The sequence below is a fragment of the Paenibacillus sp. genome (assembly GCF_035645235.1).
Taxonomy (GTDB): domain Bacteria; phylum Bacillota; class Bacilli; order Paenibacillales; family YIM-B00363; genus Paenibacillus_AE.
In genome coordinates this window covers 1-15467 of record NZ_DASQMZ010000074.1, presented here as the reverse complement: position 1 = coordinate 15467, position 15467 = coordinate 1, and the positions used below count along the sequence as shown (strand labels likewise).

Sequence of the window (15467 nt, the reverse complement as noted above, 5' to 3'; positions counted from 1 at the left end):
AAAAAGTTTTTATAGCTCCCAGACATCTTTCCGCCTCCGTTACATGTACCGGCACTTTGCGACCGTGCAAAGCGCCGATCACCGTAAATTATGGTTTTTCGGGGTACAACCCATCTGTGGCGATAATAAAATTCAGCTCGAGATAGGGCTGCATATTGTTGTGCGCGAGGTTGCCGCCCGCATCGCCGAGCGCTTGCGCATTCATTAGCGCCATTTGATTGGGGGAGACTGCCGCGTAAGGCTTTACCGATAACGGACTTGCAGCCTCCGCGCCCCATACCGCCCCGGTCGGGTCCGCGACGCCGCCCGTGACCTTCGTACTGCCTTGAGGTTTATGATCGTGAACGGGGAGCTGTTCGAGGGTTAACGCGACGGCCGTTTCGCCGCCCGGCTTCGCCAAAACGCGCTCCGTTAAACCGGAACCTTGGCCCTGCTGCAACGGGGCTCGGCCGCGAAAGTCGGGAACGTTAAAAAATTGATCGTCTCCGCCGTACAAATCGCCGATAACGGAGTATAAGTTCGGGTACTGACTGACAGGTACGGACTGACCGTTGCAAAGCAGCCAGCCGGCAGGAGCAAAGTTGCCTGCGAAGAGGCGAATCTCTCCGATGAACGGATCCATCTTCACGACCACCATTCTATTAATAATGAAAAAACGTGCTCGCTGTTTGCTCAGGGTTTCGGAGGGTAAATTCCATCCGCGGCGATGCAAAATTGAAACGTTAGATAAGGCTGCATATTGTTATGCGGCTTACTTTCGCCGGCGGTCGACAATGCGTTGGCATGCATTGTCGTGTTGGACTGATTGGAATAGAGCGATCCTCCCGAGGGCACCGCCCACACGTTCCCGATCGGGGAAGGTAAATTCGCTTTCGCCGTGCTTGCATAAACCTGATGGTTGTGCGCAGGGATTTCGGCGGCGGTCAAGGTGTGCGTCTCTTCGCCGCCGGCCGCGCCGGGGGTTCCGGCAGCCGCATGAATCGGCACGCGGCCCTGCAGGTCCGGCAGACGGAACGTCTGAACCCCGTCTCCGCCGAACTGGTTTCCAATTACGCTATTCAACGCCTGGTATTGGGCAACCTGAAGCGTCTGCCCGTTGCATGGCAACCACCCCTTCGGAACGGTGCCGTAGGGGAACATCCGAATTTCCCCGACGAATGGATCCGCCATATGCTCTTCCTCCTATTTTATGTAGGTGAGGGGTAGATGCCCGTTAAAGCGATAATGAAATTGATCGGCAAATACGGCATCACGTTGTCATGCTCTGGATTGCCGCCGCCGACGGACGACACGAGCGACGAGTTCATCGAACCGCCGACGGTACCGTTCGGCTGATAGTTGGTGACGCCAGTGCTGTCTCCCCAAAACCCGTTAGCTGGAGAGGCTTGGTTAGAAGTTCTGTTCGCGTTGACGGGATGGGTGTGCGCCGGTACTTGGGACAGCGACAACGTCTCCGTTTCCGTTCCGCCCGCGTCGCCGAGCTGGTAGACCGTGCCTGCGCCGCTCGTACCCGCATGAATCGGAAGTCTTCCGCGCAAATCCGGCAAGGCGAAGGTCTCCTCGCCGTCGCCGCCGTATGTCGTTCCAATTAAGCTGAAGAGCGCGTTGTACTCGGATACCGAGAGGAGCGCCCCGTTGCACAGCGCCCAATCCTTCGGCGCGTAATTGCCGGTAAACATACGTATTTCGCCGAGATACTGATCCGACATGACAAATCTCCTTTCCCTCGCAATTTATTCTAGTGCCAATGTCATTAAGATAGGTAGTCCGTTGCACCCATTATAAGGGATGACAAGGTGCCCGCCAATCTATTTCCGCGGATTCGTGCCGAGCGATGTCGAAAAAAATAGGGCTGGGCATTTCTCCGAGCACCTCGGGCTCTGCATCTACGAGGACTGTGGGTCGGAGAAAAATTCGCGTGCCCGTGCTGCGTTGGCCAGGCGGGTGTTTTGCGGACGAGTATCATTGGAAGGACGGCATCGGCTTGAAGGCGCAGCGCAAGCGGACGATCAATACGCATTGGGCGGCGTCGTCGGGGACAAACGGTTCGGCACGCACGAATTTTTGATGCTGTGCGAGCTGCTGGGCTGCGAGCCTTACATTAACGGCAACGTCGGGAGCGGTACCGTGCAAGAGATGTCGGAGTGGGTGGAGTACATGATGTTCGAGGCGCTCATGAAGCAAGCGGGGCGATTCATGGACAATATTACGCTTCATTACTAAACGATCCCGGGGACGTGGGCGAGCAAGGGGGCCGCGACGGGCTTCGACGCGTCCGAATGGAACGTTACGCTCAAGATGGCCCTTCATATGAAGGAGTTGATTTCGAGACACTCCTCGATCATGGAACAATACGATCCCGAACGGATCATCGGTCTCATCGTGGACGAGTGGGGCACATGGTACGACGTGGAGCCGGGTACGAACCGGGGTTTCTGTCGGTTAGGTGCTCGGGCTGACGGTTTCCGCCGAACGATGACTGCGGTATCGGAAAACGCCGGAGGCCGCAAGGGCTGCCGCGCCGAACTGCGCGTCTCCGAGGAGCGGATCGATCGGAGACGTAGGCCGACTTTACGGCAACTGTCGATAATACGTGCGGAACACGATGTCTTGGTCGTAGTTGCCGAAGCCGGCCCCGTACAGGGTCAGCCCGCCGACATGGGCCGCGTCCGCCTTGACCTCTAGTCGCAGCGTCCAATAATTGCGATGCACGGCGAGATCGCCGAGTCCGACGCCGGACAACCGCTGTCCGTCCAAGTAGGTGCCGTCCTCTCGAATGTGGACGACCTTCAGAAAGCCGTATTGGTTGACGCGTTCGCTCCACCAGCTCGGGGTCAACGCGCCGCGGCCTTCGCCGGAATCGCCGGGGCTCGTCCACGCGCCGAGCTCGGTGCCGTTCAGCGCGAACGTAATGTCCGACGGCCACTCCCGCGCGACGCCGGGCGCCTCTGAGCCGAGCTCGAGGGAGATTTCGATTTCCTCGAGCTGCTGGGAGGCGAGCAAATAATTCGGCAACCGGTATTCGACAAAGCCGCGGCCGAACCACAGGATGCCCGCCTGCACGCGTTCGGGATCATGGAAATAACGCGGGTCGTCGAACTGTCCGATGATGCGGCTGGCGGTGGCGAGACCGCAGGTCGGGTATACCTCGTGGTCGATGTAATGCCCCACCGGAACGGCGACCTCGTGGAACGGCCTCGGAGCTTGCCGCGGCTGCGGGAACGCCACCTCGACGCCGGCGGCGGCGAGCGCGTTCATCTTGTGGGTACCGCCGTCCTTGCGCACCATCTCGGACGAGACGAGGCCGGCTTCCTGCAGCTTCCTCACATGCATGGACACGATCGCGCCGCTCAGACCGAGCCGCTCGGCGATATCCTTGTTGTTCATCGGCCCTTCGGCGAGCATGCGAATCATGTTCAGCCGCACCTCGCTGGCAAGCGCTTCGTACAGCGGCAGCCACTGGCTGTCGACGGTCGCTTTGATCATGGCGGGTCCGCTCCTTCCGACTCCATTAACATACATCTATTATAGTTAATCTAATGATTGATTCAACAGGGGGACGGGCAACGATTTCGGAAAGGGACATGTAGCGCGGCTGGGTTCCTTTTGGCCAGGGGGCATACAGGGGTATAATGGGAATAAAAAACGGAGGATTCCCATGTACTTGCCGAATTATCGATTAGACGGACTGACGGCGCTCGTGACGGGCGCGGGCCGGGGCATCGGCCGCGCGCTCGCGATCGGCCTCGCCGAAGCGGGAGCCGACGTAGCGCTCGTATCGCGCACGGCGGAGCATCTGGAGGCGGTCGCGGGGGAGATTCGCGGTTCGACGGGGCGGGAGGCGTTGCCGCTGCCGGCGGACGTGACCCGCAGGCCGGACTTGGAGCGGGCCGTCCGGCAGGCGATCGATCGATTCGGAAAGATCGACGTGCTCGTCAACAACGCCGGCATGAACATTCGCACGCCGGCGCTCGACGTGACGGACGAGGAGTGGGATCGGATCGTCGGGACGAATTTGACTTCGGCGTTCATGCTCTCTCAAATCGTCGGCGGCCATATGAAGGAGCGGGGGACGGGGCGCATCGTAAATATCGCGTCCGTAGCAGGGCATACCGCGCTGCGTACCGGCGTCGTATACGGCTCGACGAAAGCCGCGCTGATCCAAATGACGAAAATTCTCGCGTTGGAATGGGGCAAATACGGGATCCGGGTCAATGCCGTGGGCCCATGGTATTTCCCTACGCCGCTGACGGAGAAGCTGCTTGCCAACGAGTCGTTCCGCAAAGACGTCGAATCCCGAACGCCGCTCGGCCGCGTCGGTCGCCTAGAGGAGCTGGTCGGCCCGGTAGCGTTCCTTGCGTCCGATGCGGCAAGTTACGTTACGGGGCAGACGCTGTTCGTCGACGGCGGCATGACGATATACGGATTTTAACTTTCGCGCGTTAGGCGCGTTCGCCGCCGTCGGCCGGGCGCGAGGAAGGCGTCGTCGTTCCGAGCGCCCGGTACGCCGGATGATCCTTCATGTCCTCGTACAGCCACACCATTCTATCCAGAAACCAAAGCTTTCCCCCGTACACGAACGCCGCGCCGAGCGCCGTCATCCACGGATCGAGCAAGACGACGCCGGCAATGACGAGCAGGGATCCAACGGCGGCGACGCCGCTTAAGATGTTCGGCGCCAGGCGATGGGCGGCGGGCACGGGCACGCGGTCCCGGTTCAACCAGACGCGTTCGCCGTAGACGCATTTGGACGCCCAATTGTCGATCGAGGCCGGCCGCGAGAAGATATGCGGATTGACGATGGCCCACGCGATCGCGAGCACGACCGGGACGATGGCGCCGTACCCGAGCCATTCCCGGCTCCAGAACGCGGCGATCAACAGCGGCAGCACGGTATTGCGGCTCCATACGCTCCACGGATTGGCGTGGCGCGCCCATGCTTGGTCGTCCATCTGATACAGCTTGCTTAATTTTCGTTCGAAGGTCATTCGTTCCACGCTCCGTTCGATTTAGTAAATCCCCGTCTTCAGCATCCGTAGGTGCGCATTCAGCTCGTCGACGAACGCCTCCATCCGGCTCAAGCCTCCGTCCGGCTGCTCCCGGTGGCGCTCGATGAATCGGGTGCTGAGCCAATTCGCGACGCCCGCGACCAGATCGAAGGCCATGGCCGGGTCGACGTCTTGCCTGAGCTTCGAGCAGTCGATATCCTCGAGCCGTACGGACGCATGCTCCGCCATCCGGCGTCGTCTTTCCGCGAGTTCGTCCTTCACCTCGTCCAGGGGCGGGAAGGAGAAGGCGTCGACGAGCAGCTTATACGTCGCCGGTTCCTTCATATAAAATCTCAGCTTTGCGCAGGCGACGGCGGCGATGCGGTCGAACAAATCGGCGGGAGCGGCCGCCGTTTCGCGGCTCATAAATTCGCCGATGCGGCTTAGGCCGCGATCGAGCACCGTAAGATACAATTGCCTCTTGCTTGTGAAATAATGAAACAAGATCCCCTTCGATATGCCGGCCTGCCGGATGATCTGGTTCGTGGACGCCTTCTCGTACCCGAACGCCGCAAAGTGCTCTAACGCGAAATCCAACAGGAGCTGACGCTTCTCTTCCAGATCGTGTTCCTCCCTTACCTAGATTTGTCCGATGCCTATTGACCGGGTGGTCAACAACAGTATACTCCGCGTTGACCATGTGGTCAATGGGGTGTTTTTGCGTCCGCCGCCGATGCTTCCTATGGTATGATACCCGTATGAGAACATTTTGGGAGTGGCTGGCGTCGTCCGTCGTATTGGCGTCCTTCCTCTTGCTCGCCCCGGGCGGCGCGTCCGCTTCGAACCCGGAGCCCTTGCCGGAGCAAGGCGTGCTGGACTTGTCCCGCTGGAGCTTCGAGCGGGACGGGATCATCAATTTGAAAGGCGAGTGGGAGTTTTATTGGGGAAGGCTTCTATCCGCAGACGACTTCGCGAACGACGCTTCGCTCGCTGCGGAACGGCAATTCGTGCATGTGCCGAACGTATGGACCAATTACGAGCGGGAGGAGGGCGGGTTTTACCCAGGGCACGGGTATGCGACATACCGGCTGCAGGTGACGACGAAGGGGGAGGCGGGGACGTTAGGCCTCAAAATCCCTGACGTGTCGACGGCTTGCAAAATCATGATCGACGGCATAACGATCGCGGAATGCGGCCGGGTGTCGGATCGTCCGGAGGGGGCCGAGGCGAGGTATGCGCCGCAGGTCGTGTTTTTCGAGCCTGCCGGCGAGCGATTCGAAATCGTTGTGCAGGTTTCCAACTATTTGTACGACCGGGGCGGCATGTGGTACGCGATGGACCTCGGCACGGCGGAGCAAGCGACGGCGCTGCGGGAAAATGTGCTCGCCTCTAGCTTGCTGCTGCTAGGCGTGTTTCTCTTTATGGGGTTGTACCATCTGGTGCTGTTCGTCCTGCGACCCGGCGAGCGGGCGGCGCTCTATTTCGCCCTCGGCTGCTTCGTCGGCGCGCTCCGGCTGTTCGTCGTGGACGAGATCTTTCTGCTGAACGTCGCGCCGAACGCGACGGTGCAGCTGATCACGACGCTCACTTACGTAACGTATTACGGCGGCGCCGCGGTATTGACGCTCTATTTACGAGAGCTGTACCCCCAGGAAATATCAGGCATCGCGGCGCGCGTCACGCTGGGCGTATCCGGCGCCTTCTTAGCCTCCGTGTTCGCGCTGCCGCTAAGCGCCTATACGTATCTCATCCGGTATTATCATCTATTTATGATTTTGCTAGGCTTGTACTTGGTATCCCGCATGTTCGTCGCGCTGCGCCGCCGGCGCGACGGCTCGGGACTGCAGTGCTTCGGCATCTCGTTCTTCGTGCTAGCGATTTTCCACGACATTTACTTCAATCTGTTTTACATATCCGAGCAATGGAATTTGCCGTCGAGTACGATCCAGTTCCTTCAGAGACAGATCGTGCTTCTCGGACTGTTCGTGCTCGTCTTCGTGCAGGCGATCGTGCTCGCGCGAAGGTTTTCGAAGGCGTTCCAGACCGTCGAGCGGATGTCCGAGCGGCTGCTGTCGCTAGACCGGCTGAAGGACGAGTTTTTAGCGAATACGTCGCATGAGCTGAAGACCCCGCTGCACGGAATTATGAATTTGTCCCAAGCGATGATCGACGGGTCGAGCGGACCGATCAACGAGGCCCAACGCCGCAATTTATCCGTCATGGTATCGGTGGCGCGGCGGCTGACCAATCTGATCCAGGACATCATGGATTTTTCGAAGCTCAAGAACGGCGAAATCGCGCTCGTAAAGCGAGGCGTATCGCTTCAGGCGATACTGAACGCGAATATGGAAGTGTTCCGCCACTACGTGGGGGACAAGCCGGTTCGGGTGGAGCTGCGTATCCCGGACGATCTCCCTCGCGTCTATGCGGACGAAAACCGGGTGCTACAAATATTATATAACCTTATAGGCAATGCCATTAAATTTACCGACACGGGGACGATCGCGATCGCGGCGGAGCGAATCGGCGCTGCGGTCGAGACGCGCGTCTCCGACACCGGGATCGGCATCCCGGAGGAGAAGCTGCCGCATCTGTTCGAGTCCTTCGAGCAAGTCGGAACGGCCTTGGCCGGCGACTACCGGGGGTCCGGACTCGGCCTGACGATCAGCAAGCGGCTCGTCGAGTTGAACGGGGGCAGCATTCGGGTACGGTCGAAGCCGGGCGAAGGCTCGACATTCGCCTTCACCTTGCCCGTCGCGGAGGAGGAGACGCCTGCGACGGCGGCTGCGACGGCGGCTGCGTTGCCGATCTACGAGGAGCCGGCGCTGCCTCCGGCGACGGCGCCTTCCGACGGGAAAGCCCGATATACGATTCTTGCGGCGGACGACGATCCGACGAATTTGCAGGTCATCGCGAACGTCTTGGCGGCGGAGCCGTATCGGATCGTCCTCGCCCGCGACGGCGCGGAGGCGGTGGAGGCGGTGCTGGGGAACCGGGACATCGATCTGGCGCTGCTCGATGTGATGATGCCGAAGCTCTCGGGGTACGAGGCGACCAGAGCCATCCGGGAGCGGTATGCGCTCTCGGAGCTGCCGATTTTGCTGGCGACCGTGAAGAACCAGCCCGAGGACTTGCTAAGCGGCTTCTCGGCGGGGGCCAACGATTTTTTAGTCAAGCCGTTCCACCCGCACGAGCTGCGGGCGCGCGTGAGAACGCTCCTCGAGCTGAAGCGTTCCGTCGAAGCGGTCGTCGAGTCGGAACTGGCGTTCCTCCGGGCGCAAATCAAGCCTCATTTTCTATATAACGCACTAAACACGATTATCGGGATCTGCCCGCGGGATCCGAAGAAGGCCAGTTTCCTGTTGACGGAGTTCAGCCACTTCCTTCGGGGCAGTTTCGATTTTCATAGTAAGGAAGGAATGGTTTCGTTAGAAAAGGAGCTCGAGCTCGTATCCTCCTACGTCGCGATCGAGCAGGCCCGATTCGGCGAACGGTTGGAGGTCGTCTACGAGGTGGATGCGTCGGCGAGGGGCTCGGTTCCTCCCTTAAGCGTGCAGCCGCTCGTGGAAAATGCGATTCGACACGGCGCGATGCAGCGGCTGGAGGGCGGACGCGTGACCGTGACCGTCGGGAAGGAAGGCGGCCGCATTCGCATCGAGGTGAGCGACGACGGGGTCGGCATGCCGGAGGAGCGTCTTGCGTCGCTGCTGACGGAGGAACGTTCCGCCGGGAGAGGGGTCGGACTGATCAATACCCATCAGCGGCTGCAGCGGCTGTACGGCGCGGGCCTCGCGGTGGTCAGCGAGGAAGGCGCCGGCACGAAGGTGACGATGCATATTCCGGCAATGGAAGGAGGCGACGCGGAACATGCTTAGAGCGATACTTATCGACGACGAGCGAAGCGCGATCGACGCGTTGCAGGACGTATTGGCGGAGTTCGGCGAAATCGAGGTCGCGGCCTCGTTCACGAATCCGGTGGAAGCGCTTGCCCGAATGCGGGACCTCCGCTTTCATGTCGTATTCCTCGACATCGAGATGCCCGGCATGAAGGGGCTCGAGCTGGCGGAGGCGGTGGCGGAGCTGGACGCCAGCGCGCAGATCGTATTCGTGACGGCCTACGACCAATATGCGATAGAGGCGTTCGAGGTGAACGCCGTAGACTACCTGCTCAAGCCGGTGCGGCTCGAGCGGATGCGCAAGACGGTGAGGAAGCTCAGCGCCGCCGTCGCCTCGGTCGAGCCGCCGGACGCGCCGAACGAAGGCAGCGTCGCTTGTTTCGGCGCCTTCGGGTTCACGGTGCACCCGGCCGCCGATACGGTCAAGTGGCGCACGAACAAGGTGAAGGAGCTGTTCGCGTATTTGGTGCACCACCGGGACGCGAGCGTACGCAAGGAGAAAATCATTGAGGATCTGTGGCCCGCCATGGACGCGAGCCGCGCCGTGGCCTACTTGCACACCTGCATCTATCAAATTCGGAAAACGATCAGGGACGCCCGGCTGGAGCAACGAATCTTGCTGACCTACAGCAATGACTGCTACCGGTTCGCGATGGACGGCATCGACTGCGACGCCGAACGGTTTCAGCGCGCGATGGAACGGATCGGGGGCGTGACAACGGACACGATCGTCGCCTGCGAACAAGCGGCGGCGCTGTACCGCGGCCCTTATTTGGCGGAGGACGGTTTCCCGTGGGCCGCCCCCGTCCGCGAGCGGCTTTCGCTTCAGTATGCGGAGCTCGTGAAGTCGATGGTTCGGCACTACATGAAGGAAAACCAATTGCCCCAGGCCGTATTCCACCTGCGGCGGCAGCTTGCCGACGAGCCGTTCGAGGAAGAAGCGCATCGGCTGCTGATGACGTGTTACGCCCGGCAAGGCGACCGGGCGGCACTCGTCCGTCATTATCAAGAGATGGAGCGCCAGCTTTGGGAAGAGCTCGGCGTGCCGCCGGATCCTTCGACGGAGGCGCTGTACCGAAGCCTCGCCGGGAGCGGCTCGTAACGGCGCGAACGACGGTCGATTTCGCGGCTGGGCACGCGGTCTCCGCCCCCGGAACGAAGTCGCCCGTTGGACATCGTCGTCAGAATAAGGTATGTTACTAAGATGAAGGAAAACTCGATATTGAGGTGTTCGCTTGAGAAGACAAAAGCCGATGACGTTCGACGAACTGCTGTTGGATTTGCAAGGGCAGAGGTCCGCCCCGAAGCATCCGGAGCAAGCAGAAGTCGAAAGATTGTTTAACGACGCGTTCATGCGCCAACATTCCGAGTTCGACAGCTTCAAAGCGTTCCTTGAAGACGGTAATTTTCAAGTGAAGACGTTAAGCGACGTTCGGGAAATTCCCGACGAGCTGTTCGACCGTCATGTCGCGCGCAAGACGAAATTCCCCAACTGGCAGGCGATGCTCGACGCGGCAAACGCGGCGTCCGCCAAGGACGAGGCATAGGGCGGGGAAGCCAAGCGGGAGAGAAGGATTTCCTTCTCTCCCGCTTTTTGTGCGCCCGCGCGTTCGTCCGCGTCCGTCTTCCCGGCCCGAAGCTTACTCCGCAACGACGACCAAGGAATTCAGCATCGGAATGAAGCGGGGGGTGACGCCCTCGGCCGCCTCGCCGAGCGGGAAATTCATCGTGCATAGAAATAAGCCGCCTTCGCCTTCGACGAGCGCCGCGATCCGCGTGCCCTCCGCATGGCTCGCGTGCAGGAAGAACGCAGCCCGGTCCCGAATCGACGGGTGAATTTCGACATCCTTCATCTCGATGACGTCGCCGACCGCCTTCAGCTGCTCTTCCGCGTTGGCCTTGATTTCTTCGACGTTCGCATCCGCAGGCAGCAGCTCGACGCGCGTCGAATACTCCGGAAACTCTTTATGGAAAATAAGATCCTTCCCCGGCTCTTCCATCGCGAAGTCGAATCCTTCCATTAGATAGAAGGCGTATCCTTGATCGCTCTTCGTCAGCGTCGCCGGGACGTTCTCTGGCATGCCTTCAAGCAATATTTCCAGCTCAGCCGTCTTCGGCAGCTCGTCGAACGACGCCGGCTGCATGGCAGGCGCGTCTTCGGCCGGCGATTCCTCCGCCGGTCCCGAAGTCGCCGGATCCGCCGCAGGCTGCTCCGTCGGTTGCTCGGCAGGCTGCTCCGAAGCGACCGGCGCCGGGTTCCCCGTCTCCGCCGACCCGCCGCCGAACCCTGTAGTGCAAGCGGTCAAGGCGCTCGCGAGCGCCGCTAACGTCAATGCCAATTTCCATCTCTTGCGTACCATCATTTCTCTCTTCCTCCTAGATAACTCTGTATATATTTGGTAATTCTACTTTGCCATGCAGGTTAATAAACGAACGTATCGGGAGGAAGGTTGCAGGCGCCGTTGCTAATATATGGACAGATTCGTCGAAGGCATCGCGTGGACGGGAATCAAGGGATAACACCCTCCGGGGCGACGCGGCGGCCCGAACCGCGAATCGTTGCTTCCCCTCCAAAAAATGGGTTCTGTTGACCGCCGGTCTATGGTAAGATAGAGGCGAATTACGACATTAGTCGACAGGGAGGCATGAAGTAACGATGCAGACAACGATACTGCAGAAGGTAACGATCGTCGACATGAACAACGAGATTATAACGGAGACGTTGTTCGAGCACGGCACGGTGCTTTCCTCGTCGCTCGCGGTCGGTTGGTCGGTATCCACGTACCCCTTCGGATTGCGGGAATTCGACGTCGTCCTGGACAAGCGCGAGCAGCGGACGGTAAGCCATAAGGTGATCGACATCGAACTCGATCTTACGGGGGAGTCGAACGCGGTCAAGGCGTATTTGGAGCCCCAGACCCTCATTATCGGGCAGCACGACGTCGGCTTGACGGGGTAAACGAGCCGGTAATTAAGGCGTCTTTAGCACGGGTGCGTTTCGCCCGGCGCGGGAGGCGCCTCTTCTTTTATATTTGATGTTGGGTTTTGAGGAATTTGTGATTAGAACTATTCAAAATCCCTCGCATATAGCGTATACTTGTAGTCGACAATGCTACAAGAGTCCTATTGAGAGGATGAACGAGACCGATGCCGGCTAACAATCAAGTGCAGCTGATTACATACCCCGACTCGCTCGGCGGCGATTTGAAGGCTTTGAATCAAGTGCTGCTGCAGCACTTTCGGGACATTTTCAAGGGGGGCATTCATATTCTTCCGCCGTTCCCCTCCTCCGGGGATCGGGGGTTCGCGCCGCTGACGTATCTTGAGATCGAGCCGGCGTTCGGCACGTGGGAGGACGTGAAGCGCATCGGGGACAACTTCGATATTCTCGTCGACCTGATGGTGAATCACATCTCTCGCAAATCCGTTTACTTTCAAGATTTCCTCGAGAAGGGGCGCGATTCGGAGCATGCCGACCTCTTCATCACGCTCGATAAAGTGTGGAAGGACGGCGTGCCGGTGCAGGAGGACATCGATAAAATATTTCTCCGCCGGCCGAAGCCGTATTCGACGTTCGCGCTGCCCAGCGGCGAGGAAGTGTCGGTATGGACGACGTTCGGCCGCGAAAATCCGTCCGAGCAGATCGACCTCGACATTCATTCCGAGAAGACGATGCGCCTCTTGACCGATTTCTTTACGAATTTCGCGGAAAACAACATCAAGATCGTGCGCCTCGACGCCGTCGGCTTCGTCATTAAGAAGCTCGGCACGAGCTGCTTCTTTGTCGAACCCGACATTTTCGAATTTCTCGACAAGATGAAGTCGCTCGCCGACTCGCTCGGCATCGAGCTGCTGCCGGAGGTTCACGCTCATTACGAGATTCAAAAGAAGCTCGCGGACCGCGGCTATTGGATCTACGATTTTATTCTTCCGTTCACGGTGCTCGACACGATGCTGAACGGCGACAGCCGCGCGTTGACCTCGTACCTGAAGGTGCGGCCGAGCAACCAGTTCACGATGCTGGATTGCCACGACGGCATCCCGGTGCTTCCCGACCTTCGGGGCTTTATCGACGTGGGCGACGCCCGCAAGGTCGTGGATTTGTGCGTGCAGCGCGGGTCGACGCTCAGCCTCATCGTCTCCGACGAGCATAAGGGCGAGGGCGGCTTCGACGTGCACCAGATCGGCGGCACGTATTACGAGGTGCTGGGACGGGACGACGACGCGTATCTCGCGGCGCGGGCGATTCAGTTTTTCGCGCCGGGCGTGCCGCAGGTGTATTACGTAGGCTTGTTAGCCGGGGAAAACGATTACGACGCCGTGAAAGCGACCGGCGAGAACCGCGCCATGAACCGGCATAATTACAGCCTCGAGGAAATCGAAGCGTCCCTTCGCAAGGACGTCGTGCAGCGGCTGCTGGCGCTTATCCGCTTCCGCAACGAATACCCCGCGTTCAACGGGACGTTCGAGGTGCTGCCGTCGGCGAACGACGAGGTTCGGCTCGAATGGAGGAACGGCGATTCGCGCTGCACGCTGTTCGTCGATCTGACCGCGAAGCGCACCGTCATCGACTACGTCGACGACCGCGGCGCGGCGGCGCAATATCGGGTGTAGGGGGGCGACGACGATGACAGAGCAACAACAACTTCCGGCATACCGCGACGAATCGCTGTCCTTCGAGGAGCGGGCGAAGGATCTCGTCTCCCGCATGACGCTGCGGGAGAAGGCGTCGCAGATGATTCATAAATCGTGCGCGATTCCGCATCTCGGGATCGAAACGTACAACTGGTGGAACGAGGCGCTGCACGGCGTCGCGCGCGCAGGCACCGCCACGATGTTTCCGCAGGCGATCGGCATGGCGGCGACGTTCGACGAGGCGCTGCTGCGGCAAGTCGGCGACGTCGTCGCGACCGAAGGTCGGGCGAAGCACCATGAAGCGGCCCGCCAGGGCGACCGCGGCATCTATAAGGGGCTGACGTTCTGGGCACCGAACATTAATATTTTCCGCGATCCGCGCTGGGGCCGGGGGCACGAGACGTACGGGGAGGACCCGTACTTGTCCGGCCGCCTCGGCGTCGCGTACATTCGTGGGCTGCAAGGCGACGATCCGCGTTATTTGAAGACGGCGGCGTGCGCGAAGCATTACGCGGTCCATAGCGGTCCGGAGAACGAACGGCACCGGTTTAACGCGGTCGTCTCCAAGAAGGATTTGTACGAGACGTATTTGCCGGCGTTCCGCGATTGCGTCGTCGAAGGCAAGGTCGAGGCGATCATGGGCGCGTACAACCGCGTGAACGGGGAGCCGTGTTGCGGGAGCAAGACGCTGCTGCAGGACATTTTGCGCGGCGAATGGGGCTTTCAGGGACACGTCGTGTCGGACTGCTGGGCGATCGTCGATTTCCACGAGGGGCACGGCGTGACGAGCACGGAGCAGGAGTCGTGCGCGTACGCGATCAACAACGGGTGCGACCTGAATTGCGGCTCGATGTTTAAGCATCTCGTGCATACGGTAGAAAACGGCATGGTGTCCGAGGAGACGCTCGACCGCGCGTTAACCCGACTCATCATGACGCGCATGAAGCTCGGCATGTTCGACGACCCGGCGCATGTGCCGTACGCTTCGATTCCGTACGAGGTCAACGACTCGCCGGAGCACAACGCCTTCGCGCTCGAGGTGTCGAAGCGGACAATGGTGCTGCTGAAGAACGACGGCGTGCTGCCGCTCTCGCGCGAACGGGTTCGGTCGATCGCCGTCATCGGGCCGAACGCGGCGAGCAAGGCGGCGCTTGTCGGCAATTACGAAGGCACGGCGTCCGAATACGTCACGGTGCTCGACGGCATCCGCGAAGCGGTCGGCGGTTCGGCGCGGGTGTACTACGCGGAAGGCTGCGAGCTGTACGCGAAGAAGAAGAGCGCGTTCGACCATCCGAAGACGCGGTTCGCCGAGGCGCTGTCCGCGGCGCAGCGGGCGGACGTCGTCGTCGTCGTCACCGGGCTCGACGCGACGATCGAAGGCGAGGAGTTTCACGAGTCAAACGACTTCGGCAGCGGCGACAAAGCGTCCTTGGAGCTGCCGGGCTTGCAGCAGGAGCTGCTCGAGGCGGTGCACGCGGTCGGCAAGCCCGTCGTGCTCGTCAACTTGTCCGGCAGCGCGCTGGCGCTGACGTGGGCCGACGAGCATATCCCCGCGATCGTACAGGGCTGGTACCCCGGCGCGCAGGGCGGGCGGGCGATCGCTTCGCTCCTGTTCGGGGAATACAGCCCGTCCGGCAAGCTGCCTGTAACGTTCTATCGTTCGACCGAGGAGCTGCCGGATTTCCGGGACTACTCGATGAAGGGCCGCACGTATCGGTATATGACGCAGGAGGCACTGTATCCTTTCGGATACGGTCTCAGCTACACGCGCTTCGCCTACGAGCGCGTCGAGCCGGAGACGGCGGTCGTCCCGGCGGGGGCGGCGCTCACGCTGCGCGCGAAGGTGCGCAACGTCGGCGAGGCGGCGTCGATCGAGACGGCGCAGCTGTACGTTCGCGACGTGGAGGCGTCCGTCGACGTGCCGAAGTGGCAGCTTCGCGGCATTCGG

The 15467-nt window shown here is 60.5% G+C and carries 14 protein-coding genes and 1 pseudogene; 8 read left to right on the top strand and 7 right to left on the bottom strand.

The window, feature by feature from the left end; all coding sequences use genetic code 11:
* Nucleotides 1-88: 88 nt before the first annotated feature.
* The 3 genes from VEZ38_RS06900 to VEZ38_RS06890 are packed head-to-tail and all read right to left on the bottom strand — an operon-like array spanning nt 89 to nt 1709.
* Nucleotides 89-622, bottom strand: coding sequence for a phage tail protein (locus tag VEZ38_RS06900; protein WP_324892610.1), 534 nt, complete (start codon nt 620-622; stop codon nt 89-91).
* A 50-nt stretch (nt 623-672) separates the two neighbouring features.
* Nucleotides 673-1170 (bottom strand): phage tail protein, encoded by a 498-nt coding sequence (locus VEZ38_RS06895; protein WP_324892609.1) that lies wholly within the window; start codon nt 1168-1170, stop codon nt 673-675.
* Nucleotides 1171-1187: 17 nt separating this feature from the next.
* Nucleotides 1188-1709: a phage tail protein gene (locus VEZ38_RS06890; protein ID WP_324892608.1), complete on the bottom strand. Its 522-nt coding sequence runs from the start codon at nt 1707-1709 to the stop codon at nt 1188-1190.
* A gap of 79 nt (nt 1710-1788) precedes the next feature.
* Here VEZ38_RS06890 and VEZ38_RS06885 point away from each other — a divergent pair.
* Nucleotides 1789-2436, top strand: a pseudogene (locus tag VEZ38_RS06885) (alpha-N-arabinofuranosidase); the annotation flags it as partial.
* 135 nt (nt 2437-2571) lie between these two features.
* On the opposite strand, the gene VEZ38_RS06880 reads toward VEZ38_RS06885, so the two are convergent.
* On the bottom strand, nt 2572-3486 hold the full coding sequence (locus VEZ38_RS06880; protein ID WP_324892607.1) for an ArsR/SmtB family transcription factor: 915 nt from the start codon (nt 3484-3486) through the stop codon (nt 2572-2574).
* 172 nt (nt 3487-3658) lie between these two features.
* Here VEZ38_RS06880 and VEZ38_RS06875 point away from each other — a divergent pair, with 172 nt between their 5' ends.
* Nucleotides 3659-4432, top strand: coding sequence for a glucose 1-dehydrogenase (locus tag VEZ38_RS06875; protein WP_324892606.1), 774 nt, complete (start codon nt 3659-3661; stop codon nt 4430-4432).
* A gap of 10 nt (nt 4433-4442) precedes the next feature.
* On the opposite strand, the gene VEZ38_RS06870 is transcribed toward VEZ38_RS06875, so the two are convergent.
* Together VEZ38_RS06870 and VEZ38_RS06865 are read right to left on the bottom strand one after the other, a co-directional pair.
* A complete protein-coding gene (locus VEZ38_RS06870) occupies nt 4443-4988 on the bottom strand; it encodes a DUF6653 family protein (RefSeq protein ID WP_324892605.1) in 546 nt (181 codons plus the stop codon).
* Nucleotides 4989-5009: 21 nt separating this feature from the next.
* Nucleotides 5010-5585: a TetR/AcrR family transcriptional regulator gene (locus tag VEZ38_RS06865; RefSeq protein ID WP_324892604.1), complete on the bottom strand. Its 576-nt coding sequence runs from the start codon at nt 5583-5585 to the stop codon at nt 5010-5012.
* Between the two features lie 161 nt (nt 5586-5746).
* On the opposite strand from VEZ38_RS06865, the gene VEZ38_RS06860 reads away from it, so the two are divergent.
* From VEZ38_RS06860 to VEZ38_RS06850, 3 genes are all read left to right on the top strand, one after another.
* Nucleotides 5747-8863, top strand: a complete 3117-nt coding sequence (locus tag VEZ38_RS06860) for an ATP-binding protein (RefSeq protein WP_324892603.1) — start codon at nt 5747-5749, stop codon at nt 8861-8863.
* Entirely contained in the window at nt 8856-9986 is a 1131-nt protein-coding gene (locus VEZ38_RS06855) for a BTAD domain-containing putative transcriptional regulator (protein ID WP_324892602.1), read from the top strand. The genes VEZ38_RS06860 and VEZ38_RS06855 overlap by 8 nt, the downstream gene beginning before the upstream one ends.
* A gap of 151 nt (nt 9987-10137) precedes the next feature.
* On the top strand, nt 10138-10431 hold the full coding sequence (locus VEZ38_RS06850) for a hypothetical protein (protein WP_324892601.1): 294 nt from the start codon (nt 10138-10140) through the stop codon (nt 10429-10431).
* Nucleotides 10432-10524: 93 nt separating this feature from the next.
* Here VEZ38_RS06850 and VEZ38_RS06845 read toward each other — a convergent pair whose 3' ends face one another.
* Nucleotides 10525-11247: a hypothetical protein gene (locus tag VEZ38_RS06845; RefSeq protein WP_324892600.1), complete on the bottom strand. Its 723-nt coding sequence runs from the start codon at nt 11245-11247 to the stop codon at nt 10525-10527.
* 293 nt (nt 11248-11540) lie between these two features.
* On the opposite strand from VEZ38_RS06845, the gene VEZ38_RS06840 reads away from it, so the two are divergent.
* The 3 genes from VEZ38_RS06840 to VEZ38_RS06830 form a co-directional block, all read left to right on the top strand.
* Nucleotides 11541-11843, top strand: coding sequence for a hypothetical protein (locus VEZ38_RS06840; protein WP_324892599.1), 303 nt, complete (start codon nt 11541-11543; stop codon nt 11841-11843).
* 188 nt (nt 11844-12031) lie between these two features.
* Nucleotides 12032-13498: a sucrose phosphorylase gene (gene gtfA, locus VEZ38_RS06835; RefSeq protein WP_324892598.1), complete on the top strand. Its 1467-nt coding sequence runs from the start codon at nt 12032-12034 to the stop codon at nt 13496-13498.
* Nucleotides 13499-13511: 13 nt separating this feature from the next.
* On the top strand, nt 13512-15467 hold a 1956-nt coding region (locus VEZ38_RS06830; RefSeq protein WP_324892597.1), incomplete at its 3' end, for a glycoside hydrolase family 3 C-terminal domain-containing protein.